This window comes from Actinomycetota bacterium, from assembly GCA_019347575.1.
Classification (GTDB): Bacteria; Actinomycetota; Nitriliruptoria; order Nitriliruptorales; family Nitriliruptoraceae; genus JAHWKY01.
In genome coordinates this window covers 106,841-132,923 of record JAHWKY010000005.1, presented here as the reverse complement: position 1 = coordinate 132,923, position 26,083 = coordinate 106,841, and the positions used below count along the sequence as shown (strand labels likewise).

General features: G+C 70.0%; 19 protein-coding genes. 6 read left to right on the top strand and 13 right to left on the bottom strand.

Annotation, left to right across the window (positions count from 1 at the left end):
* Positions 1-961 precede the first annotated feature (961 nt).
* The 7 genes from KY469_04770 to KY469_04740 form a co-directional block, all read right to left on the bottom strand.
* Complete coding sequence (locus KY469_04770; GenBank protein ID MBW3662395.1) at positions 962-1,117, bottom strand: hypothetical protein; 156 nt, start codon at positions 1,115-1,117, stop codon at positions 962-964.
* Positions 1,114-1,560 carry a hypothetical protein gene (locus KY469_04765; protein ID MBW3662394.1) on the bottom strand — a complete coding sequence of 149 codons (447 nt, stop codon included), beginning with the start codon at positions 1,558-1,560 and terminating at the stop codon, positions 1,114-1,116. Before KY469_04765 ends, KY469_04770 begins: the two co-directional genes overlap by 4 nt.
* Positions 1,560-2,003 (bottom strand): phage tail protein, encoded by a 444-nt coding sequence (locus KY469_04760; protein ID MBW3662393.1) that lies wholly within the window; start codon positions 2,001-2,003, stop codon positions 1,560-1,562. Before KY469_04760 ends, KY469_04765 begins: the two co-directional genes overlap by 1 nt.
* Before the next feature lie 35 nt (positions 2,004-2,038).
* Positions 2,039-3,568 carry a phage tail sheath subtilisin-like domain-containing protein gene (locus tag KY469_04755; GenBank protein ID MBW3662392.1) on the bottom strand — a complete coding sequence of 510 codons (1,530 nt, stop codon included), beginning with the start codon at positions 3,566-3,568 and terminating at the stop codon, positions 2,039-2,041.
* Positions 3,569-3,763: 195 nt separating this feature from the next.
* Positions 3,764-4,555 (bottom strand): DUF4157 domain-containing protein, encoded by a 792-nt coding sequence (locus KY469_04750; protein ID MBW3662391.1) that lies wholly within the window; start codon positions 4,553-4,555, stop codon positions 3,764-3,766.
* Positions 4,556-4,996: 441 nt separating this feature from the next.
* On the bottom strand, positions 4,997-7,084 hold the full coding sequence (locus KY469_04745; GenBank protein ID MBW3662390.1) for an ATP-binding protein: 2,088 nt from the start codon (positions 7,082-7,084) through the stop codon (positions 4,997-4,999).
* Positions 7,085-7,092: 8 nt separating this feature from the next.
* On the bottom strand, positions 7,093-7,818 hold the full coding sequence (locus KY469_04740; protein ID MBW3662389.1) for a DUF4255 domain-containing protein: 726 nt from the start codon (positions 7,816-7,818) through the stop codon (positions 7,093-7,095).
* Between the two features lie 172 nt (positions 7,819-7,990).
* On the opposite strand from KY469_04740, the gene KY469_04735 reads away from it, so the two are divergent.
* Positions 7,991-8,689, top strand: coding sequence for a YkgJ family cysteine cluster protein (locus KY469_04735; protein MBW3662388.1), 699 nt, complete (start codon positions 7,991-7,993; stop codon positions 8,687-8,689).
* Positions 8,686-9,795, top strand: a complete 1,110-nt coding sequence (locus tag KY469_04730) for a diguanylate cyclase (GenBank protein MBW3662387.1) — start codon at positions 8,686-8,688, stop codon at positions 9,793-9,795. The genes KY469_04735 and KY469_04730 overlap by 4 nt, the downstream gene beginning before the upstream one ends.
* A gap of 131 nt (positions 9,796-9,926) precedes the next feature.
* On the opposite strand, the gene KY469_04725 is transcribed toward KY469_04730, so the two are convergent.
* The gene (locus tag KY469_04725) at positions 9,927-10,577 is read right to left on the bottom strand and encodes a response regulator transcription factor (GenBank protein MBW3662386.1); all 651 of its coding nucleotides are present in this window, start codon (positions 10,575-10,577) and stop codon (positions 9,927-9,929) included.
* A 110-nt stretch (positions 10,578-10,687) separates the two neighbouring features.
* The gene (locus KY469_04720) at positions 10,688-11,524 is read right to left on the bottom strand and encodes a septum formation family protein (GenBank protein ID MBW3662385.1); all 837 of its coding nucleotides are present in this window, start codon (positions 11,522-11,524) and stop codon (positions 10,688-10,690) included.
* A gap of 205 nt (positions 11,525-11,729) precedes the next feature.
* Here KY469_04720 and KY469_04715 point away from each other — a divergent pair, with 205 nt between their 5' ends.
* Positions 11,730-12,998 carry a hypothetical protein gene (locus tag KY469_04715; protein ID MBW3662384.1) on the top strand — a complete coding sequence of 423 codons (1,269 nt, stop codon included), beginning with the start codon at positions 11,730-11,732 and terminating at the stop codon, positions 12,996-12,998.
* A 244-nt stretch (positions 12,999-13,242) separates the two neighbouring features.
* Here KY469_04715 and KY469_04710 read toward each other — a convergent pair whose 3' ends face one another.
* Complete coding sequence (locus KY469_04710; GenBank protein MBW3662383.1) at positions 13,243-17,940, bottom strand: cell wall-binding repeat-containing protein; 4,698 nt, start codon at positions 17,938-17,940, stop codon at positions 13,243-13,245.
* A 240-nt stretch (positions 17,941-18,180) separates the two neighbouring features.
* Here KY469_04710 and KY469_04705 point away from each other — a divergent pair, with 240 nt between their 5' ends.
* The 3 genes from KY469_04705 (at position 18,181) to KY469_04695 (ending at position 22,780) form a co-directional block, all read left to right on the top strand.
* Positions 18,181-20,067 carry a hypothetical protein gene (locus KY469_04705; GenBank protein ID MBW3662382.1) on the top strand — a complete coding sequence of 629 codons (1,887 nt, stop codon included), beginning with the start codon at positions 18,181-18,183 and terminating at the stop codon, positions 20,065-20,067.
* 119 nt (positions 20,068-20,186) lie between these two features.
* Positions 20,187-21,194: a biotin synthase BioB gene (gene bioB, locus KY469_04700; GenBank protein ID MBW3662381.1), complete on the top strand. Its 1,008-nt coding sequence runs from the start codon at positions 20,187-20,189 to the stop codon at positions 21,192-21,194.
* A gap of 215 nt (positions 21,195-21,409) precedes the next feature.
* Positions 21,410-22,780 carry an MFS transporter gene (locus KY469_04695; protein MBW3662380.1) on the top strand — a complete coding sequence of 457 codons (1,371 nt, stop codon included), beginning with the start codon at positions 21,410-21,412 and terminating at the stop codon, positions 22,778-22,780.
* 141 nt (positions 22,781-22,921) lie between these two features.
* Here the strand turns inward: KY469_04695 and KY469_04690 are convergent, their stop codons facing one another.
* The 3 genes from KY469_04690 to KY469_04680 are packed head-to-tail and all read right to left on the bottom strand — an operon-like array spanning position 22,922 to position 26,080.
* Positions 22,922-23,902, bottom strand: a complete 981-nt coding sequence (locus KY469_04690; GenBank protein MBW3662379.1) for a sulfotransferase — start codon at positions 23,900-23,902, stop codon at positions 22,922-22,924.
* Position 23,903: 1 nt separating this feature from the next.
* A complete protein-coding gene (locus KY469_04685) occupies positions 23,904-25,043 on the bottom strand; it encodes a DUF1214 domain-containing protein (protein MBW3662378.1) in 1,140 nt (379 codons plus the stop codon).
* A 17-nt stretch (positions 25,044-25,060) separates the two neighbouring features.
* Positions 25,061-26,080 carry a 2-oxoacid:ferredoxin oxidoreductase subunit beta gene (locus KY469_04680; protein MBW3662377.1) on the bottom strand — a complete coding sequence of 340 codons (1,020 nt, stop codon included), beginning with the start codon at positions 26,078-26,080 and terminating at the stop codon, positions 25,061-25,063.
* Positions 26,081-26,083 lie beyond the last annotated feature (3 nt).

Below are 26,083 nucleotides of genomic sequence, written 5' to 3'. Positions count from 1 at the left end.
GCGGCGGCGATGGCGTGGACGGCGAAGGCGACGGCGCGGGCGGAGACGTCGACCGCTGCACGGATGGGGACGCCGGGGACGGGATCTCACGCATCGGCTCACCGAGCCCCACGCGGCGCTGCGTGCGGTCTCGTGGCGGCGTCGGTGGTGCGGCCAGCGGCAGCGACGGCTCGTCGACGGCGCGTTGTAGCTCCGACGCAGGCGGATCCCCTACCCCTATCGGCGCCGATGCGTCATCGGCATCGTCCACAGGCGCCCGCTGCGCGAGCGTGGGTGCATCGGCGGGTCCGGGACCGGGGTCGGCGGGAACCGCCACGTCCGGCTCCCCCGACGGTTCGGCCGAAGGCAGCTCGGTCACAGGCGGCAGCTCCGCGACCGGGAGGGGGCGAGGCTCGTCCGGCGGTTCCGCGTAGGTGACCGGGTGCTCGGCCGGGGCGGGCGCCGTCGGGAGCGCACGCGGAGGAGGCTCCGGAGTGGAGAACTCGGGACCGGGGCTGGGTGGGGGCGACGGTGGAGCGGAGGTCGCGATCGACCCGGGGCGGCGCTGGACGCTGTAGTCGACCTTGCGCGCTGCGGCGAATCCACCCCCGGAGCCGCCGCCGCGCCGCAGGGCCAGCTCGGGCCCATGGCTGTCGGGGTGGGGTTCATCCGGTGCCGCCACGGAGGCGAGGCCGGACACGATGCCGGAAGGTGCGCTCGGCGAGACCTCGTGGCCGAGTCCGCCCACGACAGAGCTGTCCTGGCGCGTCGTGAGCCCGGCCTCGAAGGCGTCGGGCTCGAGGGTCAGCGGTGCTGGCCTCACCGCGCGTTGCAGCACCCCTGCCTGCGCCCACTCCCCCGGCTCGGGGCGCGTCGGACCAGGGTCCGGTGCAGCGACCTCAGCCGGACGTCGTTGAGCGGCCGGCGCTCGCGCACCGGCTGCCTCACGCTGCTGTCTCCGACTGAAGGGCCACATCCGCGTTCACTCACCCGCCAGGCGTCGGTTGATGCTGGCGATCTGTTCGACGAACCGACGGCGTTCCTGATGCTCCAGATCGACGATGTCGTCGTACCCCCAGTTGAAGTGGTACGCGATGTACGCGATCTCCTCGTAGAGCCGGTCGACGCCGGTCGTCACGATCCCCCCAGGCGACCACCGGCCACATCGACCGCGAAGTCGTGTTCACACGCGGGACAGCGCACCGCCGCCCGTGTGTGACCCTCCTGGTTGATCCGTCGGTAGAGGTCCTGCAGGAACGCGACGTCCGATGCGAACATGTTCTCGATCACACCGGCGTGCACGTCCGTGATACTGCCGAAACTCGTGACCACGCGTCCCAACAGGACGATGGACAGGTACGCCGCGTTCTCCCGGACACGATCGTCCTTCGCCGCGACGAGCTCGTCGCGTGCGGTAGCGAGGCGCATCGTCCCGCGGCGGTGGACCTCCCCCGAGGCGTCGACGTACCCGCGGGGCAACACGAAGTCGAACTCCGTACGGAGCGACTCCGTGGGCTCCTCGGGCAGCGACGCCTCGGGGCCATCCGGCGCGACCTCGTTGGCCGCGAAGGTCCGGCGCATCACCCGGGCGCGATCTCTTCGAAGGTGAGCGTGAGCTTCTCGGTGAGAACGCTCGTGTCGCCCGCCTTGAGAGTCCCGATCTCCAGACTCTTCGCCCACGCGTTTGTCATCGTGTAGCGCTGGATCTCGGTGCCCTCGTAGTCGTACACGATCACCGCGCCGTTCTTGCGCGCGTCGGCCATCTTGCCGAGCTGGGCGTTCTTGACCCAGTCCTCGAAGCTGTTGTCGTCGGTCAGACCGCGCGTGAGCGTGAGCTCACCGGCCTTCCAACGACCCGGCAGCTTCTTGATCATGTACTTGCCATCGAACGTGTTCTGCTTGAGCTCGATGACGTCCTGCTCCATCTTGAGGCCGGAGACCTCCTGGATCTGCTTGATCATCACGCCATCGAACTCGAGTCCGAAGGAGTGGCCGACACTCGTATCGAGATCTGGCAGTGGCATGTGCTTCTACCTCCTAGTAGGCCGGTCCTCCGGCGTCACTCCTCGACGCTCGAGGCGCCACCCGAGAACTGCGACAGCTTGAACACCACGAACTCAGCCGGCTTCACCGGAGCGACCCCGATCTCGCAGATCACCATGCCGGCGTCGATCGATTCGGCCGTGTTGTTCTCACCGTCGCACTTGACGTAGAACGCCTCGCCCGGGGTGAGCCCGAACAGCGCGCCCTTGCGCCACTCCATGACGAGGAAGGCGCTGATGGCACGCCGGATCTTCGCCCACAGAGCGTGGTCGTTGGGCTCGAACACGGTCCACTGCGTGCCGCCCAGGATCGACTCCTCCAGGTAGTTGAAGAGCCGCCGGACGTTCACGTAGCGCCACGCCGGGTCGCTCGACAAGGTGCGAGCGCCCCACACGCGGATGCCCCGCCCCGGGAAGGCACGGATGACGTTGATGCCCTCGGGGTTGAGCAGGTCGTGCTCGGTCTTGGTGATGCGCAGCTCGAGGTCGATGGCTCCGCGGACGACCTCGTTCGCGGGAGCCTTGTGGACCCCACGAGTGTCGTCGTTGCGGCCCCAGATACCGGCCATGTGGCCGCTCGGCGGGACGAAGATGTTCTCGCCCGACGCGGGGTCGAAGACCTTGACCCACGGCCAGTACAGCACCGCGTACTTCGAGTCGTAGCCCGCCTTGTCGACGCGCCACTCCTTGATCTGCTGCGCGTTGAGACCGGGCGGCGGGTCGAGGATGGCCAGCCGGTCACCCATCGCCTCGCAGTGCGCGATCATCGCGAGCTGCACGGCCTGCACGCCCTCGAGGTCGATGAGACCGGTCTGGTACGCCGCCATCAGGTCGGGGCATGCCAGCATGGTGATCTCGTCGACCGCCTCGAGACCGCCGAAACCCGTGCGGTCGGCCGAGCTGCCGATGTAGTCGTCGGGAGCGAGCCGGGCAGGCTCCGAAACACCGCCACCCGCCAGCTTGACCGCACCCTTGGTCGGGGCGATCGCCTTGGCGCCGGTGGGCGAAGCCAGCTTGATCAGCTTGGACTTCGCGTTGACGGTGCGAACTGCAGTGTCGGCGTTGAGGTTGTCGTACTCCTCCTCCACCTTGCCGCCGACCTTGACGACGAGCTTGAAGTTCTCGCCCTTCTCGTCCTTGTCGGTGGGGTCGGCGACCTCAACGGTGATGTCGTTGCCGTCGGCTCCGCCGTCGACCGCCTCGATCTCGAGGGGGCCGACCTTGGGGTCCTTCTCGGCATCCTTGGGTGCGGGGAGGGCGCCGGCCGCCTTCTTGGCCGCGCCGTCACCCCCGACGCGGACGATGTACGCCGCGCCGCCGCCGTTCAGGAAGTAGCCGTAAACGGCGTCATCGAGGTACGAACCCTCCATGAACTCCCCGAAGATCTGCGTGTACTGGCTCCAGTTGGTGACGAGGACCGGCTGGTTGACCGGACCCTTCGGAGCGGTACCGATGAAGGCAGCGACGGCTGTGCCGACGCCTTCGATCGGACGCGCACCGCCGTCGACCTCCTCGACGTACACGCCTGGCGAGAGATAGTTGGGCATGGGTCTTTCTCCTCTCCCTGGCGTTGGAAGACCGCACCGAGAGGGTCGCGCACAGGACCTCTCAGGGCTACGTCTACGGGTGACGGGCTCCGGGTAACCCTGGTTACCCGAACGGGCAACCGGCCGAACGAACGGGCCCTCACAAAGCAGTGAGCGCGCCCCGCAGGGTGCGCTCACGTGACGGGTCGGGCGCTACTACTCCTCGCCCTCGGCCATCTCGCCTTCATCCTCCTGGCGCTGGACCCACTGTCCGGCCACGGGCTCCTCCTCCTCCGGAGCCGCCTCGCGCTGCACCCACTGGCCCGCCACGGGCTCCTCCTCCTCCGGAGCCGCCTCGCGCTGCACCCACTGGCCCGCCACGGGCTCCTCCTCCTCCGGAGCCGCCTCACGCTGCACGTCGGGTTGCGCCGACTGGCGGCTGACGACGTCGTCGGCGACCTGGTCAGCTTCCTGCTCGAACCGGTCGTGGGGGTCGCTGACCTTGATCCCGCCGCCCACCGAGGTACCGTCGACCGGGCCCTGGCTCTGCTGGACGACGTGCGTCAGCTCGTGAGCGAGCGTCTTCTTGCCATCGGTCGAGCTCGGGTCGTACTTGCCCTGCTGGAAGACCACGTCGCTACCCGACGTGTACGCGTGGGCGTTCACGGCCTTGGCGGATTCGTCCGCCTTGCTGTCGGTGTGCACGCGGACGCCGCTGAGATCCGCCCCGAGGCCTGACTCCATCTCGCCTCGGACGTCCTCGGGGAGGGGGGAGCCACCGCCCTTGCCCACGATGTCCTTCACGGATGCCGCCCCAGCGCCCGCCCCCTCCTCGCGCTGGAGCAGGTGGCCCACGGCCGCGTTCCCCGCGGCTCGCTGCAGGCTCTGGATCTTCGCTGCGGGTCCGCCGGCCGGGCCGGCGTCCTTGGTCTTGTCGGTGTCCGTCTGCTCGTCGCGCCGGTGCGCGTGCGCCGCCCGAGCGACGTCCTCGAACTGGAAGTCAGACATCTGAGTCCCTCCTGCCGGGCCCGCCCGGCACGTCGCGGATCAGCAGTCGGCGCAGGGACAACCCTCGTGCTTCTCGCCACCACACCGTTGTACGGATAGTAGGGCCGAGACCGCGGCGTTGCCGGCTGCTCGTTGCAGGTGGAGCAACGAGCGGGCGTCGTGCGCATGCCCAGGCTGGTGCGCCGATCCGACGTCACGCTGCGCGCGGGCGTGGGGGGTCGCTCGTGCCACCATCTCGGGGCTCGGGTCAGCGAACCGTGACAGGGCCTCACCTCCACGTCCTCGCTCCGAGGTCTACCTGGCGTCCCGCCCCGAGGGAAGAGAAGAACGAGCGATAACGGGCGCAGCGCTGTCTGCCCCAAAGGGCAAGCCTCTCGTGCTGTGCTACCGCTTCGCTACTTGAGCACTCAGTGTTGTGCTACCGCTTCGCTACTTGAGCACTCAGGACAGGCCGGGCAGGACAGGGGTGGCGTTCGCTACGAGGTGGAAGTAGGGACCGAAGTCGTCCTCGAGGCAGAGCCGCCCCAGCTTGCGGTACTCCCGCTCGGTGCCACGGATGAGGTGGCCCATCGTCACGGGGGTGCTGTCAGCGGCGGCTAGGTAGGCGCTCGTGACGACGATGTTGCGGATGTTGCCTCCCGCGACCTCGAAGGAGCCCGCGAGGAAGTCGAGGTCGAGGTCGTCACCCAGAGGGATGCCCTTGCTGACGTACAGCTCCCACAGCCGCCGGCGATCCGGCTCCTCGGGGATGGGGATATCCACGATGACATCCAGACGGCGCGTGAACGCCTCGTCGATGTTGCTCCGCAGGTTCGTGGTCAGGATCGCCAGGCCGTCGAACTGCTCCATGCGCTGCAGCAGGTAGGCGGTCTCGACGTTGGCGTACCGATCGTGGGCGTCCTTGACCTCCGAGCGCTTCCCGAACAGGGCGTCGGCCTCGTCGAAGAGCAGGACCCCGCTGACCCGATCGGCCTCCCCGAAGATGCGGTCGAGGTTCTTCTCGGTCTCGCCGATGTACTTGCTTACCACGGTCGACAGGTCGATCACGTACAGGTCGAGGCCGAGCGCACCCGCGATCACCTCCGCCGACATCGTCTTGCCGGTCCCCGACTCCCCCGCGAAGAGCCCCGTGATGCCGCGCCCCCGGGTCGAGCGCACCCCCATCTGCCACGTCTCGAGGACGGTCGCGCGATGCTTGACCCGGGCGACCAGCTCGCGCAGCTGCTCCTCCACCTTCGGCTTGAGGATGAGGTCCTCCCACAACGCGCGGGGCCGGATGCGACGCGCCAGGCGCTCCAGGCCCGCGGCGTTCTGGGCACGAGCACCGGCCTGCACGTCGGGGACCTCCACCGGGCGGCAGGACGCGGATGCGTACTGCTCGGCCGCCACCGCGGCCCGCTGGGCCTGCTCCGGGGTGAGGTGGAACGCGGCGGTGGCCCGGACCACCTCGTCGCCGGGGAGGTGACCGTCCAGCGCCGACCGCCAGATGCGCTCGCGCTGCTCGACCGTCGGGCGCGGCGCGTCGAGGAGCAGCGGGACGTCCCGTGACCACATCGGGTCCCAGCCCTTGGTACCGACCAGCACCGTCGGGCAGCGCAGCTCGGCGAAGCACCGGACGCCTTTGCCCTCCCGTTCGGCGATGTCATCGACAGGCCCGGCCACGACCGCCCCGCCGATGAGCCTGGCTTCCCGCGCCGCGGCGGCGGCGATCTCGCATGGATCGTCGGTGGGATCGAGCCGGTGCAGGTCGAGGGCGATCCAGGGCCGTCCGACCGCCTCCAGAGCCGAGGACGCGAACGAGAACGATGCCGCCCCGGGGCGCTCCTTGAGGTACACGAGCGCCCGAGGCTCGGTCAGCACCCGTTCCAGCATGCCTCGGTCACCGATGTCCGCCGGCGTGCAGTCGGTCATGAGCGCGGCCACCGCTGGATCGGGCGTGTCGTCGCCGAGCAGGTGAGAGGTGACCCGGTCCGGCACGCGCAATGAGCGGGTGAGGAAGGGCCGCTCCGTCTCCTCCACGACGAGCAGGCCGCTACCCACGAGACGCCCGTCGGCGTTGAAGCGCCCGCGTGCCTCGCCGGCACCCGTCCCTCGGCCGATCAGTTCGAGGGCGAGCCCGGTGCTGGCTCGCCGCCGTGTGACGTCATCGTGCAGGTACCCGTAGAGAGGCTCGAACCGTGGATCGAGATCGGGAGCGATCGCGACCAGCAGGATGTCGACGTCGAGCTCGGCGAGGTCGAAACGACGCGCGAGCTCCCGGAGACGGACGACCTCGCCTGCGGACTCGGCCGCATCAGCTTCCTTCTCGATGCGCTCCTGAGCCTCGGAGGTCTCGGGCTCGGGGATGGCGGGGCGCAACAGGCGCCCCGACTCCTCGAGGATGGCGTCGACCTGGGCGTCCGAGAGGTACAACCCCCGGAAGCGATCGTCGGGGACGGGGTCGTCGACCCGCCGCTGCGCGACCGCCGCACGGACGCGCGCTTCGAGGAGCGCGAGCCGGTGGTGGAGGTAGGTCAGGGAGGCGTCCATCGCCACGGTCACGGCTCGCGTGTCCCCATCGGGGTGCGGGAGGACTCTCCCTCCGGGCTGAACTCGAGCGCGAACTCCTCGCTCGGACCGGACAGGTCGTCGGGGATACCGTCCCCGTCGGTGTCGGCGCCCCGCCGCTTGCTGATCTCCTCGGTCCGTCGCTCGGTGTCGAGCAGCTTGGCCCTGATGCCACCGGTGACCGGCGGACCGAACTCGAAGTGGCGTTCGGGTTGGAAGGGCGCGGTGATGACCAGGTCGAGCGACGGCTTGAGCTCGCCGCCCAGTGCGGACCAGATGTCAGCGATCGAGCGATCCTGTGGCGGCGGCAGTGCGATCGTGGCCCGGACGTGGCGCGGGTACTCGGTCAGCGTCCCGACGAGGACGTCCGCCGGGATCGCGTCCGACTTCATGAACTGGTTCAGCACGGCTGACAGCACGCGGTGCTCGTCCTCGGCTCGCTCCGTCCACGCGGTGACGAGGTAGCTCATCTTGAAGAAGCGCGGCGGTCCGGGACGATCGATGACGATCCCGGCCTCGTTCCGTACTTCCTCGCGCGAGTGGAAGCGCCGCGACAGATCCTCACGGAAGTCGTACAGGAAGACACTCAGCGTCGGGCGCTGCCGCTTTCCCGCCCACTCCTTGGTGGGCGCCTCGAAGGACAGGTCGACGTCGGCCCCGTCCAGCACATCGCGCCGGATCAGGGCCTTGAGCGACTCGTCGACATCGTGGATCATCGTCGTCAACGTAACCGGGCGACGCCCACCGGGGCAGCCGCCTCCGTGCCGAACTTGGGGCTCCGCTGCCTGCCCGAAGGGGCAGCTCGGCGCGCCCGACATCCCCGTCGGTCTTCCCTTGAGTCGGCGACCCCCGGGTGGCAACTTGCGGGTCGGAAGCGAAGGAGCGAGCGTGACCCAGTTCCCCATCATCGAGATCAACGGCCTACCCACGGCGGTACCGCCCGAGGCCGAACGCCCCGAACTCCCCGAACTCGACGAGCCGGACCTGTTCCTGGGCTTCTCGGCCGTCTTCGAGCGCGCTCGCCGCTCGGGTCGGATCGTGTTCGAGGCGGCGGTCGCGGCGCGGGCGGCGATGCAGTTGCTCGTCGACAAGGGCATCGTCACCGAGGAGGAGGCCAACGAGCGGTTCGCCAGTATCGGCGACACCATCGGGGATCAGTTCGAGGACGCGGGGCTCGGCGTCTTCCTCGCACCGAAGGAGGACAAGTACGACCTCGACCCCGATGAGCTGCCCGACATCGACTGCGAGGCCCGGATCCCGTTCTGCAAGGCCGCCTGTTGCTCGATGCGCTTCCCGCTGAGCGAGCAGGACGTCCTGGAGGGCGTGGTGCAGTGGGACCTCGTGCACCCCTACGCGAACCGCCAGGGGCAGGACGGCTGGTGCGTCCACTGCGATCCGGAGTCGAAGAGCTGCGGCGTCTACGCCAACCGGCCCACGATCTGCCGCACCTACGACTGCCGGAACGACGCGAGGATCTGGGCCGACTTCGACGCCTACGAGATCAACCCCGACCTCTTCGACGAGGAGGGACGCGTGCGTCACCCCGGCAGCGGACGCATGGATCGGGAAGCGGAGGCGACGCCGTGAGCCTGCTGGACACGGGGACCCGGGTCCTCTCCCGCCTCAGCCTGACGGTGCTGACCCAGGCCCTCGAGGACGTCGCGCTGATGCTCGACGAAGCCGGCGAGGAAGGGGCGATCCTCGCCGTGTTCCAGCACGGCCGATGGTTCGCCTCCGAGCACGACCGCTACGCGCGGCTCGCTGCCGTGGGCCCCGTGGTCGTCGCTTTCGGCGACGCCGCCCCGGCGGTTCCCGATGGCGTAATCGCACGTACCGTCGACGGCGACGTCGCCACGGAGTGGACGCTGGTGGTGGTCTCCGCTCGGCTCTGCGCGGCCCTCGTGAGCCGCGACCGCCGCCGCAGCGAAACCGGGCCGAACCTCGCCTTCGTGGGAGACTGGACCTTCCGCCGCCACCAGGCTCTCGACGAGGCCCGACGCCTCCTCGGGCCCTTCGGCGACCTGCCCGGCGACGTCCGCCGACGGATCGAGGGCATCCTCGATCACGCTGCATCGGCACCCTCGGACCACCCGCTCGCGGCTCCCATGCCCCTCCGGGAGCACCCCAACGAGCCGTTCCTGGCCACGGCGGCGGAGCAGCTCATGTCGCACCTCGAGAGGACGCAAGCGGTGACGCGTCAGCTGGTGACGCGTCTGCGCGTCGCCGTCGACGACACCGACCGTGACCCGCTCACCCTGCTGCACAACCGCCGCTACCTCGAGGCCGTGCTCCGCGAACGCGACGAGCGCGGAGACACGGCGCCGCTGGTCGTGCTGTCGGTGGACGTGCAGGACATGGGCGGGCTCAACGACGCCCATGGCGAGGGGACCGGCGACCTCGCGCTCGTGTACGTCGCGGAGGCGCTGGGGCGCGTGCTGCGCGATACGGACCTGGCGGTGCGCTGGGGGGGTGACAGGTTCGTCGCCGTCCTCACCGGCGGGGGTGCCGATCTCGCGCATCGGGCGACCGCGCGCCTACGCGAGGCCCTCGACTCGCCACACCGCCCTGAGGCCCTCTCTGGTGTCGACATCGAGGTGAGGGTCGGCGCGGCTGTCGCCAACGCCGACCGCAACTCGTTCGCCATGGTCGAGGCCGCCCTCGAGGAAGCGGGGCGCGGGGCGGGTTCCGGCTGACCGGGACCGCCCCGCGGCGCCTATACCCGTAGCAGTGCCCACGGTCCCCTTGCGCCGCGAGCCGCCGAGACCGCGCTCTCGGCGGCGTGCGACATGGGATCCCCGGATCGACGACGCGGATGCGGCGTCGCCTATATGAGCCCTTGCCGCAGGGCGTAGGCCACGGCGTGCGACCGGTTCCGCAGGTTGAGGCGGCTGGTCACACCCTGGATCACGTTCTTGACCGTGCGCTCGGAGTACGACAGCGTCTGCGCGATCTCGGCCGTGTCGCAACCATCTGCCACCAGGCGCAGGACCGCGACCTCGCGGTCGGTCAGGCCCGTGAAGTGCAGACCCCGAGGTTCGAGGACGTGGTTCTGGATGTGATGGATCTGCTCGAGCAGGCGACCGAGCAGGTCGCTGGGCATCGTGCCGTCACCTGCCGAGGCGGTTCGGATCGCTTCGGCGAGCCGGGTGCCGTCCGCCTCCGCGCGACGCAGCAATCCCGTGACACCGGCCTCAACCGCGGCGAACAACCCGCCGTCGTCGACGTGGGTGACCACGAGGATCACCCGCGGACAGGAGTTGCGCTGCAACGCCCGGATCACCCGGACGGTGGCGTCGTCGACCTCGTCCGCGATGACCAGCGCCACCTCGGCATCATCGATCTCGGCCTCGGGAACGACACTGATGTCGCTCTGTTCGCGCAGCGCGGAGACGATGCCCGCTTCGGACACCGGATCCGCTGCGTAGACGTAGACCGGCGTGCCGGTCGTGACCTCACCCCCGGTTCGGGTCGTCATGTTTCCCCCAGGATCGATTCGTGCCCGGCCCTTCCGGGCAGCGCCACTATCCCGGTCGACGTTCCGCACGCGCTCAACGAGCGCTCAACGCTGCCCCGAAGGGCAGCCGACTACTCGATCAGCGAGCCCACCACCGGCCCCGTCCGCGAGCTCACGATGCACGTCACCGTGCGCTCGCCGCGCTCCCACGCGCGCGGCGAGGGGTAGACCACGCCGAGGGCGCGGTCGATCGCCTCACCGACCTCAGGAGGAACCGCTTCGATGCACCGCGCGAACGCCTCCTCGTCGAGGTCCAGCAGGCCCGGGTAGCGGGCACCTTGGGCCGCGGGGTGGTCGTGACGCGCTGCGACCTGGTGCAGGTGGGGCTCGAGGCACGGCAGCGGCTCGACGATCACCGTCCCGGTACCCGGCCCGAAGCTCGTACCGGCCGGGGCGTCGAAGCACTCCCCCACCTCGAGTCCGTCGACCGTCACCCTGGAGGCGGTGATCGCGTACACCGCACCGACTGCGATGAGCGCGACCGCGACCGGCACCCATGGACCCGGGCGGGCCCACACGGGTCGGCCTCGCAGCCCCGGTTCCACCGCGGCTCCGGTCGGCCGTGGCGGCTCGAGCTGCCACAGGCAAGCCCGGAGCCGTCGCAGGTTCGCCAGCAGCACGAACGGCGCGATCAGCAGCGCGGGTACCCCCCAGAACCCTCGCGCCCACGTCCTCGCCTGGTGCTCCCGGAACGCCCCGACGGCACAGCTGCGGCACAGTCGACGGGCCAGACTGCGGCGACGGAAGAGCAGCAGGTAACCCTCGAGCGCGGTGAAGCGCACGGGGGCGGCGGGCAGGCGCCCACACACGGCGCAAGCGTCCGCAGCGACCTCATCGGGTACGAGCACCTCGAGCTCGACCATCGCGTCGGCCCAAGCGTCCGTTGCCGGATGCGCTGACCACCCCATCGTTGCGTTCCCTGCCCCTCGTTGCCCGGCGGCGCTGTGGAGTATGCAGGGCACCGCCCGTGTCGCACCGGTGCCCCCACGGGCAAGCGCGAGTGCCCGAGGTGCTGGCCGAGACGCGGATGAGAGTGCTTCCATCCGGTCGCCCCGTGGCCTACGCTCCCGCGCCGTGGGCGCCAGTGCATCTCTAACTCAGACGCGTCTCGTCGTGGATCCGGGCGGCGAGACCAGCGTTGTCGTACGCGTCAAGAACATCGGCGACGTGGTCGACGAGTTCGACTTCACCATCGTCGGAGACCTCGCACCCTTCGCCACGATCACACCGGCGCCGCTACGGCTGTTCCCGGACGGCGAGGGCGAGACCACCGTCATCTTCAAGGTCCCCCGGACGCACGACATCGAGTCCGGCGAGGTCCCCTTCGGCGTCAAGGTCGCCTCCAAGGAGTTCCCTGAGGACAGCGTCGTCGTCGAGGGCACGCTGCAGGTGGCGGGCTTCACCGACGTGTTCGCTGAACTGCTGCCACGGACCTCGCGCGGCAAGAAGCGCGGCAGGCACGAGGTCGCGATCGACAACCGGGGCAACAGCCGCATCACGGCCGAGATCACGGCGGTCGACAGCGAGGACCTGCTCACCTTCACCGTGAAGCCCGAGAGCTTGACGATCGAACCGGGCATGGCGGCGTTCGCCAAGCTGGGCGTGGAAGCGCGCAAGCGATACTGGCGCGGCCCGCCGATGACCCGCCTGTTCGAGGTCGTCGTCGCCCCGGAGGGCCAGGAGCCGCACTCGCTGAACGGCTCGTTCCTCCAGGAGAGCACGCTCCCCAACTTCCTCCCACGCCTCCTGCGCTGGCTCCTGGTGGGAGCCGTGCTGCTCGGGGCGCTGTGGTTCTTCCTGCTCAAGCCGACCATCGAGACCGCCGCCCAGGAGCGCGCGGTCGAGGCGGTCGCGCCGGTGGCCGAGAGCACCGAAGCCGCCGCGGCCGCGGCAGCGGCAGGCGCCGCAGCGGCCAAGGCCGAGGAACTGGAGCAGCAACTAGCGGCCGTAGCGTCGGAGGTCGAGCGGCTCGGTGGCGACATCGCACCACCGACGTTCCCCTCGCCGACGAACTTCGACGTCCGCCTCGCCGTGGCCGCCCCGCCGGCAGCCGCGCGTGAGAGCATCTTCGTGGTCCCGGAGGACAACATCCTGACCATCACCGACGTGGTCTTCCAGAACCCCAACGGCCACGCGGGCGAGCTACAGGTCCGGCGCGGGGACCAGATCCTGCTGATCGAGTCGATGGAGAACTTCCGCGACCTCGACTACCACTTCATCACGCCGCTGGTCTTCCTGGCCGAGCAGGAGCTGATCCTCGAGATCACCTGCGAGCTGCCGGCCGAGGGTGAGACCGACTGCGGCGCCGGGGCGTACTTCGGCGGCAACCTCCAGCCGACCGCACCGGTCGAACCGGAGCCCGAGGAGACGCCCACCGGCTGACGCCGGTTCGTCCCTCTCGCCCCTACCCGCTGGGTCTCCCGCGCTTCCCGAGCCCTCCCGCGCGGCTGCGCGGCTCCTCGACGGTCCCCCGCGAGCGCAGCGACGCGGCATGGGGAACCCGTCGTCCGCGCGCTGGTTTCCGAGCGAAGCGGAAACCAGCGCCGGCGCGGGTTCCCTGGGAGCAGGCTGCGCACCTGCCCGCGACGGGATGGAGCCGACCGCCTCACCTCAGTCAGGTGGAGGACTAGCGGGTGATCATCGCTCGGATGGTGTTCTCGACGGCGGTGGAGATGGCGCCGGGGCCACCGACGAGGCGGACGACGAGGCCGGGGAGGGGGCGTGATCGGAGCCACTGCTCGGTGGCCTCGGAGCGGGCGAGGTCGGACTCGTGGACGAGGAGGAGGACGCCGCCAGTGGCGGCGGCGGCCGGTCCGGCGACCAGTGCGTCGGGGAACTTCGCGCCGGTCGCGAGCCAGGTGGCTTGCGGGTTCAAGCCCGAGGCGGCGGCGAGCTCGGCGACGACCCTCGAGGTCTCATACCGGTCCTGTCCGGCGAGCCGCACGAGGCCCAGATCGAGGTCACGCTCGAGGTGGCGTTCGACCGCCAGGGAGACCGCGACGGGCCCACCGACGATCCGCACCTGGGTGATGCCGAGATCGCGGATAGCGTCACGCGTCGCCGCCGGCATCGTGTCGGTCGTCACCAGCAGGATCGGGCGCTGCTCCGCAGACGCCAGGCCCGAGGCGGACACCGCGTCGGGCCAGCCCCTTGCGGGGTCCGCGTTCAGCCCCTCGACGATGTAGGCGAGCGTGCCGTCCCCGATGACCTCGGCGGCGATCAGCGCCGCGGTCGCGAACCGGTCCTCGCCACCGAAACGCTCAACCCTCTGAACCCCGAGCGCGACCAGATCACGCGCGACCTGGCGCGACAGGGCCGACTCGCCGCCGAGCAGGTAGACGACGTCCACGCCGAGCCGTTCGATCTCGTCAGCAACGCGCTCGTCGAGGCCATCCGGGGGAGTCAGCAGCATCGGGCCACCGACCGCCTGCGCGAGCGGTCCGCCAGCGAGCGCGTCCGGGAACAGATCGGCCCTCGCCAGCACCACCGCGCTCGCCCCGCCGTCGGCCACGGTGGCCTTCGAGACCGCGATGGCGGTCTGGATACGGTCCTCGCCTTCGATGCGGATCACGACCGGCTCGGCGTCCTCGATCGTGACCAAGGCCGATGACGGGTTGCCGATCACGTAGGCGGGGTCGGGCTCGATCTCGACGGTGATGGTCTCGCCTTGATCCTCGTCCTCGTCGGGGATGGGACGGATGAAGAGGGAGGTCTCGGACTCGCCGGCAGGGATGATCACGGTCGTCGGAAGGGCCTCGTAGTCCAGCCCCGCGGAAGCGGTCCCGCCCACCCGGAAGAAGATCTCGAGGGGAGCGTCGAGGACGCCACCCCGGGCGAACGTGAACTCGCCGGTGTCGTCGCCAACCTCGCTGGCGGTGGGGTCGGAGGCCGTGACCGTGACGCCGGGGTCGGCATCGAGGATCTGGATCGTCGCGCGTGATTGCCGGCCCAACGAGTACTTGAGCCGGTTGAGGAGCGTGATCGTGACCGTCTCGGGTTCCTCGACCTCGTCGTCTGCGAGAGGCACAACCGACAGGACGCGATGGGTCTCCCCCGGCTGGAACGTGAGGGTGCCGGGCAACGGCCTGTAGTCCTTGCCCGCCGTGGCTGTGCCCGTCACGACGTAATCGACGTCGAGCGCCTTGGTGAGGTCCCCCCCTCGTTCGATCACGAACTGGCCGACCTCGCGCCCGTTCGGGCCAACCTCCGCAGCGTCGCCCCCTTCCTCGATCTGCACACCTTGCACGAACTCGTACGGACCCACATCGACGCAGGACCGGCCGTCTCCGTCACCGTCGACCGGCCGATCGAACGAGCGCTGGTCGAGGTCCGGGTCGGAGGCAAGCACCGGACAACGGGCCACCCCGGAAGTCGACCCTCCGCCCTCCGTCAGCGGCTTCAGTGGTGGCAGCTTCGATGCATCGCCTCCAACTGCATCCAGGAGCACCTGCGTGAGTTCCGACGGCACGTTGACACTGCCGTCGGGGCGCCGGAAGCGGTAGCTATCGGGATGCCAGTTGGGGTTCAGGTCGATCAGCGCCGACTGCAGCCGGAGGGAGTGCGTCAGGGAGCGGCCACCGTTGTGCCGCAGTGCGTTGAGCCCGACAGACTCCTCGGGCACGAGCAGGAACCCGAGTCGCAGTGGGGGTCGGAGATCGTCATCCAGGCCACCCAGGTCCGTGAACACCTCCTCGCAGCTCTGGATCCCGAAGCCATCGCTGCGGAAGTCCTGGTTCTCGTCTTCGTCGTAGACCGAGGCGAACGCCTCCACACGGACACCGAGCAGGTTGCGCCAGGTGCACGCCCTGCCGCGGTTCGTCGCGATGTAGCTGCGATCCAGAGCGACCGCTGCGTTGTCCACAAACAGGCCAGCAGCTGCCCCTCCTGTGCTGTGGTTGAAGGCCACAGCCGTGTGGCGCAGCCGGATGTGCGGCGCGACGAGCTCCGCTGGAGGTGCTGGCGGCACCCGGGTCCTCGCGTAGAGACCTCCGCCGTTCCCAGCCGCGGTGTTGGCGGAGATCGTCACGTTCTCCGTCACGAGCGTGGCTCGACCCGTGACGCTGATCCCGCCTCCGGTGCCAGCGCTTTCGTTCCTCAGCACGGCCGTGCGCACGAGGGAGGTCGTGGAGCCCGGTTGGAGGGCCAGTCCGGCCCCCGTCCCGCCCGTCCCGCTCGGTCCGGCCACCTGGCTGTCCTCGATGGAGACCTCAGTGGCGTTCAACTCGACACCAGTACGGTTGACCGCGACTCCGCCCCCACGAGTGGTGGCCCGCGCGCGCGATACGACCGTACGCTCCACGGTGGCGGTCCCCTCCTCGAGCGCGATCGCCCCGCCCGATGCGCCCGCTTTCACGTCGCGGATCGTGGAGTCGACGACCCGGAGCGCCAACGGCCGGTCCGACGTGTAGGCGCCGTCGAACACGGCCGGCTCGCAGCTGACGCGGGCTTCAGGAGCCTGGCACCGTTGTGCGATACCTCCACCGTCTCCCGCAGCGTCGTTGTCTGAGGGGAGTCCTCGGCCTCGCACGTGTGACCTCGTGAGCGTGAGCGCGCCCTCCGCCTGGAAGATCGCTCCACCTGGGCCGCTGTCGGCCAGGTTCGCCGCGATGGTGCTGGTGTTGACGTTGACATCGCGGCCCGTGACCAGACCTCCGCCGGTGCCTGCGCGGTTGCCCGCGATCGTCATCCGGGTGAGGGTCGCCGGGACGTTGGCATCCGGCTGCTGAAGTAGCACCAAGCCACCACCGAACCGGCCCGCCTGGTTCCCCGTGTGCGGGCTTCGGCTCGGGTCGGGATCGCCGATGATGGCATCGGACAGCTGCGCGTGGTTCGTCCTGGCGAACACCCCGCCTCCGGCGTTGCCAGCGATGTTCGCCTCAGCGGTGCCGCAGGGCTGCTCACCGGGTGCCGGAGCGTCCGGACATCTCTTCCCGACCCCTCTGACGGCCAGATCGGTTCCCTCGACGTAGATGCCTCCGCCGGCGCCGACCAGCGCTCCGATGGTCCCAGCGTGGTTCCCGAACAGAGACGTGTCGGTGACCGTGAGCGTGCCAGGGCCCTCTGCGGCGATCGCGCCTCCGCACGCACACGTCGGCGGCCCTTCAGGGAACGAGGTCCCCGGAGGAGTGGCTGGCGCCAGCGCACGGTTCGATCCGAAGAACGAGCCGGTGATCTCCAAGTGGTTCGATGCTCCTGACGACCCTGCGGACAAGCCGCCGCCGACGTTGGCGGTGTTGCCCTCGAAGCTGCTGTTGTGAACGCGTGCGGTGGAGGTCGCATCCACCATCTCGAGCAACCGCACCGCACCACCGCGACCGCCGGCGTCGACGGCTGCCGAGTTGGTGACGAACGTGGTTCCCGAGATCTCGGCTTCGGAGACACGCCCGATGTGGATGGCACCGCCGTCACCCGCGGGTGCGGTGTTGTCGCGGAACGAACTTCCGCCGATGTGCACGCTGCCGTTCGGTGCCATCACGGCGATCGCCCCGCCATCACCGACGACCGCCGTGTTGCGTTCGAAGCCGCTGTCGCCGACCGTCATCCTGGCCCGTGCGTCGGGAGCCGCCAGCCTCACGCGCTCGAACGCTAGTGCACCCCCTGACCCCCCTTCAGTGCGGTTATCGCTGAAGGTCACATCCGTGAGCGTCACGTGCGCGTCCCTGGCCGCGAGTCCCCCTCCCCATCCGTCCTGGAGCGTTGCGTTCTGCTGGATGGAGCTGTTGACCAAGGTCAACGAACCGCCGAGGTGGCGGATCGCGCCGCCGGACGCCCCCCAGTGGTCCGTCTCGCCGGTGCCGCGCCGCGCGGCACCGTGTCGTAGAACGACGTCCTCGAGGCGGATCGGGTGGTCCGAGTCGAAGTCCAGCAGGCGGTCGTCCACCAAGCTCGTGGTCGCCCCGACGGCGCTCCCGCGGATCTCGATCGCCCCCGTCTCGCCCGGGAACAGGCGCAGGGTGAACTCAACGCCCTTGGCGTCGAGATCGCCGTCGGAGCCATCGCGCTCCTCGCCAGGTTCGCCGTGATCGTCGGGATGCCTGTCCAGAACGTAGATCCCTGGGAGCGGAAACAACTCGCGGGGGTAAGGCAGGCCGAGTGCAGCGCGAGCCGTGATCTCCATGAGAGCGGCACGCATCGAACAGCGAAGACCCGGCTCGGGCGTGTCGCAGATCCCGTCGCCCGGATCGCCGTCGGGGCCGTCCTCGAACGAATCGATGAGCACGTAGGGCGCCGCAGTGGCCGGTGGCGGCGACGTCGTGAGGGCGCCCGCAGCAAGGGCCAGCACGAGCAAGAGCCGTGTGGCCCCCCAACGACCCCCAGCACTCATCGACGACCTTCTCCCCGCGTCCCGTCGGACGCACGCGCCCGTCGGCGTACCGACGCGGACCATAGTGTGCCGACCCGATCCCGTTTCCGCTGCCTTTTCCTGCGTCCGGACACAACGGACTGCCCATCTGCGCAACCGGACTGGCCCCGGGGGGCAGAGTCGGCCATCGACCCGGCAGACAGCGCTAACCTGACCGTCGACAACGGGGCGGAGGCGGTTCCGGTCGCTGGGGGAACGCGCATGCTGACAGGCGGACGACGCGCACGTCTGCTCGTCCTGCCGTGGGCGCTGCTGCTGCTGTGGCCGCTCGCGGTGCCTGCGCTGAGCACCTCGCATGTATCGATCACCCTCACGCCCGACAGCGACACGGTCGGCTCGACCATCACCATCGACGGCCGAGGCTTCAGCCGGGAGGCGCACGAGCGGAACACGGATCAGGTGACCTTCCGCTTCCGTCACCCGAGCGAGAGGGAGGGCGAGCCGCTACTGGTCGAGAACCTGCGCTGGCTCGGTGACGACGCGTTCACCGGCACGTTCGACGTCCCCGACCTCCCCGCCGACCCCAGCGTCAGCGGCTACAAGGTCGAGGCGAGCCAGTTCGGCCAGCTCAATGCCGAAGCCGACTTCTTGATCATCCCCACGCTCGACATCGCCCCTAGCCGAGGCGCGGCAGCGGACCGGTTCACGCTCTCCGGCACCGGCTGGGACCTGGACGCGCGGTTCGCGTTCGAGATCCGACTCGCGAACGGCGGGGCCCTCCCCGCCCCGTACGATGCCGTCAAGAACCTCACGCCGCAGGGAGCGTTGCGGAAGGTCGGCCGCAGCGGCTTCAGCGCCGACTTCGTGATCCCGGCCCTGCCGGCCGCCGAGTACCTCATCGAGGCGAGCCAGTTCCGCCGCGAGCTCATCCAGCAGGTTCCCCTGGAGGTCCTCGCGACGCTTGAGCTCGACCCGGGAGCAGGTCCCACGGGCTTGCAGGTCACAGCGTCCGCTACCGGCTTCGACCGCCCCGAGGCACTGAACCCGAACCCTGGCGAACAGGAGGGCGTGCTCCTGCTGTTCGACGGTGACGTGGTGGGCGCGTTCCCCGCGGATGCCGGCGCGGCCCCGTGGACCACCAACACCACCTGGGAGCTGGCCTTCGACGTGCCGACACGGCCACCGGGCCGCTACCGCGTGGTCGCGTGTCAGCGCACACCGCCCAACGCGACGAACTGCAACACCAACCGGATCATCGCCGCGGCGACGTTCACGGTAGCGCCCGTCTCGATCTTCGCCGACCCCACGAGCGGTGTCGGGGGTACGACGACGACGGTCAGCGGGGCGGGGTGGAACCGCAACGAAGACCTCCAGATCGACTTCGACGGCGACACGGTGGTCGTGATCGATGCCAACACCACGATCAGTTCCACGGGGGCGTTCGACGTCGACATCAACATCCCCGATGTGGTGGCCGATCCCTACGCCATCCGAGCCTGTCAGCAGTGCGGCACCCCCAACGAGGTGTCGGCGGAGGTCATCTTCACCGTCCTACCGTCGTTGCAGGTCGCGCCAGCACTGAACCAGCCCGGGGCCGAGACCGTGGCGCGGGGTACGGGTTGGGACCACGACGTGCAGCTCAACCTGTTCGTGGGCGACGTCGAGGTCGCGGTGCTCGCCCCTGACTCGCCTTCCTTCCAGGGCACGACGGCGATGCAGCAGGCCTTCCTGACCCCGAGCCTGCCCGCGGGCGAGTACGAGGTCAGGGCGTGTCAGCGCTGCAACACCGCGACCGAACGCGAGGCGGTCGCCACGATCCGCGTCATCCCGGCGATCGAGCTGTTCCCGCCGCTGGGCCCACCCGGGTTCGTCACGTTCGTCCAGGGAGACGGGTTCCCCGCGAACGCCGAGGTCATCCTGGGTTGGGAGCCCGGCCTGGGGACCTTCCAGCTGACGACCGGGCCCGACGGACGTTTCCGCGCCCCGTTGCACGTGATGCGCAACGACGTGCACGGCCCACGGCTGGTCCAGGCGAGGCTGCCCGCGAACGAGGCACTCCCGGAGGAGGATCGGACGCTGGAACCCACCGCACGGTTCCTGGTGGTGCCGGGATCGGCCCAGCCGGGGGAGTTCCAGTACCGCCGCTGAGTCCTCGCTGACGGAACTCCGGTGACGTTCGCGACCACGGAGCTTCGGGCTCGTCCGCGCCTGACCTACGCTCCGGCACGTCACCTTCGGTCCGGGAGGACTCGCTGGACACCGCCGCGCTGTTGAACGAGCTCGAACGCCGTCTGCTGACGCAACGCGACACCATCGGCGAGGACCTCGCACACGCCGTGGCTGCGCTGGACATCGACGCCCCGTACGGCGCCGGAACGACCCTGGACGCGCTGCTCGAGCTGGCCCACCGCGTCCGCGTGGCGTGGACCGGAGATCAGGTCTCGCTCGAGTCGATCGTGTCGGGCAAGACCGGCGGGTGCCCCGAGGACTGCGCCTTCTGCTCACAGTCGTCGGTGTTCCCGACGCTCGTGAAGCCCCAGCCACTGCTGAGGGTGGACGAGATCATCCCGGCTGCGCGCGAGGCGCAGGCGAGCGGGGCGACCGAGTTCTGCATCGTCTACGCGGTCCGGGGGCCCGACGAGCGACTCATGGCCAACATCTGCCAGCTCGTGGCCGCGGTGCACGAACAAACCTCGATGGATGTCGCCGTCAGCGCCGGCATCCTCACGGACACCCAGGCGGCGACGCTGGCCAGCGCCGGGGTCCACAAGTACAACCACAACCTCGAGGCCGCTCGCAGCTTCTACCCCAACGTCGTGACGAGCCACCCCTGGGAGGAGCGCTGGGCAACGCTGCAGCGGGTCCGCGCGAACGGGATGGAGGTCTGCTCCGGTGGCATCGTCGGCATGGGAGAGACCGCCGCGCAGCGGGCCGAGCTAGCGCTCGAACTCGCGGAGTTCCGGCCCACCGAGACCCCGCTGAACTTCCTCAACCCCCGACCCGGAACCCCCCTCGCCGACCGCACCCCGCTGAGCGCACGCGCGGCGCTGCACACCATCGCGCTGTTCCGGTTGGTGCTCCCGTGGACGCTGCTGCGGTACGCGGGAGGGCGCGAGATCACCCTGCGCGAACTGCAGGGTGCCGGCATCCTCGGTGGCGTCAACGGGATGATCATCGGCAACTACCTCACCACGCTGGGTCGGACACCACAGCAGGACGTGCAGATGCTCGCCGATCTCGACGTGCCGGTCCGCGCGTTACAGGGTCTCGTCTGAGTCGTGGACGAGGGCCGGTTCTGCACCGTCTGTGGAGGGGGGCGACGCGCGGGCGGTGAGACCCACGAGGACTGCCTCGACGAGGCCAGCCTCGATCCTCCGCGCTTCTGTGGCCGCTGCGGTCGGCGCCTCGATGTGCAGGTCTTCCCGACCAGCTACCGCGCGACATGCCGACGCTGTGATGGCGTCCACCCCGCCGCTGGTAGCGTCGGAGCGTGACCCACCCGACGCCTCCTGGACCACCTGAGGATGCCGGCCTCGCCGCGCGCATGGGACGGGCGACGGGGCGCGCGATCAACCGGTACGTGTCGTCGCTGTTCGCCACCGGCGGGCCGGCGTTCCGCGACCTCGGTGTCGCCCACGCGGCGAGCACCGCCGGCGACACGCTCGTGGCTCTGGCTCTGGCGGGCACGCTGTTCTTCTCGGTTCCCAGCAGCGAGGCGCGCGGCAACGTCGCGTTGTACCTCGTCCTGACGGTCGCACCGTTCGCCATCATCGGACCCTTCCTGGGACTGCTCCTGACGCGACGGCCGACCGCCTACCGGCTGAGCCTCGTCTGGTCGGCTGCCATCCGCACGGCCCTCGCCGTCCTGATGATCCCGAGGACGGACGGGCTGTGGCTGTTCCCTCTGGCGTTCGGCCTGCTCGTACTGTCGCGCGCCCACGGGATCAGCCGCAACGCGCTCCTCCCCGTCGCGCTCGGCGAACCCACGGCCCTCGTCGCGGCCAACGCCCGGATGGCACAGATCGGCGTACTCGCCGGCGCGGTCGTGGTCCCCCTGGGGGTCTTGGCGTTGATGCTCATCGGCCCCGGAGGGGCGCTCGTGTTGGCCGCCGTGGCGTTCTCGGTAGCCGCGCTCGCCGGGCGGCGGCTGCCCTCACCTGAACCCGGTGACATCGCGGTCGACGACCCCGCCTTGACGGGAGGCATCTTCCGGGACCTCGACCTGCCGCGCAGCGTACGGCTCGCGCAGTTCGCGACCGCGGGAGTGCGCCTTCTCAACGGCTTCCTGCTGCTGCTTCTGGCGTTCGCGTTCCGCGACGCCGACGCAGCGGCCGCCGAGTTCGGTGCTCTGCTCGCCGCGGGGGGACTGGGCTTCGGTCTCGCCTCGCTGATCTCGCCGTTCCTCGAACGCACCCTGCGGGAGGAGCCGATGGTCCTCGCCGGCCTGGCGCTCGAAGCTGCGGCAGCGTTCATCGCGGCTCAGTGGTTCGGGCTCGGGGCGGCGGCGGGGCTCGCGGCCATGGCTGGACTCAGCTGGGGCACCGCCAAGTTCGCCTTCGACGGGCTGCTGCAGTCCGCGGTGCGCCCCGCCGACCGCGGGCTCGCGTTCACCCGGACCGAGACGTGGTTCCAACTGGCGTGGGTCGTCGGGGCGGTGATCCCCACCAGCCTGCCGCTTCCCGCCGACGTCGGGCTCGTGACCGCTGGTCTGGCCGCGTTGGGGGCCCAGGTCGTCTACGTCGCCGCGCTCGTGTCCCCATCGGAACCATGCCTCGAGCACGACGAGAACGCGGCCGGGATGCCGGAGGGCTCGGTGCCGTTCTCCTCGGTGGAGCTGCCCTGGCCCACGGGGCGCGACTGACCCCGGTAGCGAGGGCCGCCCTGACGGAAACGCGCATCCACGCGTGTTTCCGTCACCGCCAACGCGACCAAGGCGCCGCGGCCCGACAGAAACGCGCATCCACGCGTGTTTCCGTCACCGCCGCTGGCGCCCTGGGCTCGTTCACGTCGCGCGGCCGAGGAGGATCTGGCCGGGGCGGCACGCGGTGGCGAGCTCGGTGCGGTCGCCGTCGGACAGGCCCGGGGCGCGCAGCTCCGGCGGGGCGTCGAGCAGGGCGGCAGCACGTAGCGCGAAGCCGTCGTCGGGCGGGAGCTCGAGGAACGTCGCGATGAGTTCGAGTTCCCTCTCGGGCGACCCGAGCAGATCCTCGAAACGCACGTCGAGCCAACGGTCGGCATCGATGGCTGGCAGCGCGGCGTAGCCGCGCAGGACCTGGTCGGACCAGTAGCGCCCCGCCGTCGCGTAGGACGGCACGTGCTCGGCCGCGTACGTGAGGATGGCGCCCACGTCGCCCGTATCAGCGACCTCCGCCGGGACCTGCTGGAACATCAGCGCCATCCCCGTGCGGAAGAACGGGTGGGCCCGCATGGACAGGGCGGCCTCGAGCCCGTCGCGGTGCAGGTGCACGAAGCGCGCCCCGGGGAAGACGCGTGCGAGCTCGCCGAGGTACTCGATCGACGCTCCGGAGCGCTCGACCCAGACCGAGCCACCGGCCTGCTCGGCCAGCCATCCGAACAGGGCCGGGTAGTGCTCCGTCAGGGGACGAGGAGGGGCATCGTGAGCCCACGCCAGCATGCGGTCGTAGAGCGCATCGGGATCGTCGCTGAGTCGCGGCAGCATCGAGTTCGCCAGCCACGGCATCGGATCGCCCGGCTGCCAGCGCACGCCGGGGCGGTCGAAGGGGTAGACGATCTCGGGGGCGCGGTAGCCCAGTCGCAGCAGGTGGCTGTTGACAACCTGCTCGTACGCGAGGAGCTGCGCGAAGCCGTCACCGGTGACGTCCCCCTCGGCGAACCGCGTGTTCCAGTCCAGCCCTGTGAAGAACTCGTGGATGCTGACCACGTGGCGGTGCTCGTCGAGCATCCGCGACAGCAGCGTCGAGCCGCACCGCCCCGTCCCCACCACGAACCGTGCGGTCGTCACGTCACCACCTCAACCGCGCGGCGACCGCGGCCTGCCGCTCGCGCAGCCGTCGCTGGCGTTCGTCGGTGTCCACCCGCGGCTCATCCGCGGACAGGTGCTCCTCGAGCGCCTGCCGCGGGAGACGTCGCAGCCGGACGGGCGGGACCCGATCGCCCTCCGGGAAGAGGTAGCGGACCGCGATCGTCCCCGCCGTTCGGTTGCCCGGATCGAGCCAGTTGGCGACGCGGGGATCCCCGTGCGAGATCACGAAGACGTAGCGGCCGTCGGCGCCTGGCTCCGCCTGGCTGTCGTTGAGCGACGACTGGCGCTGGGCGAAGTCGATCGACTGCCAGAAGCGGTCGCACAACGACACGCTCCAGTACCGCGAGTGTGGCGGTTCGAGCTCGACGATCACGGCCTCGTCCGGAGCGCACGTCCACGGCCCCATGCCGTACGCCTGGCCCTTGAGCCCCGACGCACCCTCAGGAGGCAGGAACGGCTGCACCTCCCAGACCGATGACTCCTCCGGGAGCGATCCGAGCAGCCCGCGGGCGAGCTGGTCCCAGCACGCTCCGCCGGTGCGCAGCCACTGACGCAACAGGTCCAGCCGCGCGGCGAGCGTGAGCGCGTCGAGTGGTGCCGGGGGCAGGGTCGTGTCGACGCGGCCGATGTCCAAGGTCGCCGGCTCCTCCGTCATCCAGTCGGAGAAGTACTGGCGCACGAGGAGGAACGATGCGTCCTCGGTGGGCGGGATCTCGATGTCGATGGGATCGTCGAGATCGTCCCCCGAGCGCCACCACGTCGCTTGCCACCCCGCGAAGTCGCCATCGCCCTGGTGGCCGGTGTTGACCTGGATCTCGAGGTGACGTGCGCTACCCCGGGTGCCGCGCAGCCGGTAGCGGCCACCAGGATCGAGACGCGTGTACAGGTAGGTCGTATCGGGGTTGTCCAGACCCCACGACATGCGGTGCTCGATGCTACGCGTGAGCATCGGGGCATCAGCGTCGTCGGCTTCGATGCAGATCCGGATCCCGGCGGCGAGGAAGCGCAGCAGGTAGCGCATCCCCTCGGGGCGCTCGTGATCGGGAACGTCCGCCAGCAACCGCGGCAGCTCGCCGATGGCGGCGAGGAGGTCGGCCCAGCCGCTGTCCTCGGCGTCCACCGCGGCGCCTGTCCCGATCAGCTCGCCCCGACCTCCCACACGTTGCCGGATTCGAGCAAGCGTCGCAGGTCGACGCTGCCGCGCTGCTGCTGGGCGTGGTCGATCTGCTGGTGGAGCTGGTCCTCGTAGGTGGGGCGCTCGACCTGGCGGAAGATGCCGAACGGCGTCGGCCGGTCCGGGTTGTGGCTGAGTCGGCTCAGGGCGAACGCCAGTGTCGGATCCTCGGCGTGGGCGTCGTGGCGGACGATGTGGTCGCCGGCGCCGGCGGTGTCGGCGATCTCGAGCGACCCGTCTTCGCGTCGCACCACCGCCTTCTGCCCATCCGGACCGAACGTGATCGGCTCGCCGTGCGCGAGCCGGATCTGGTTGAACACCTTCGTCTCACGATCCGTGACCAGCGTGAAGGCGTCGTCGTTGAACACGATGCAGTTCTGGTAGATCTCGATGAACGCCGCGCCGTGGTGCTCGTGCGCCGCGTGGAGTACCTCGGTCAGGTGCTTGCGGTCGATGTCGATGGTCCGGGCGACGAAGCCCGCCTCCGCACCCAGGGCGAGGCTGATCGGGTTCAGCGGGTGGTCGATCGAGCCCATCGGCGTCGACTTCGCCACCATCCCGACGCGGGACGTCGGCGAGTACTGGCCCTTGGTGAGACCGTAGATCTCGTTGTTGAACAGCAGGATCTTGAGGTTGACGTTGCGGCGCAGGGCGTGGATCAGGTGGTTCCCGCCGATCGACAGGCCGTCGCCGTCCCCCGTGATGACCCACACATCGAGGTCGGGGCGGGTGATGCTGAGGCCGGATGCGATGGCCGGGGCGCGGCCGTGGATCGAGTGGAAGCCGTAGGTGTTCATGTAGTAGGGGAACCGGCTCGAGCAGCCGATGCCGGAGATGAACACCGTGTTCTCCGGCGTGACCCCGAGGTCGGGCAGCAGCGACTGCACCGTCGCGAGGATGGCGTAGTCCCCGCAGCCCGGGCACCACCGCACCTCCTGATCGGAGGTGAAGTCCTTCTTGGTCAGCTTCGTCGCTTCGGTCACGCT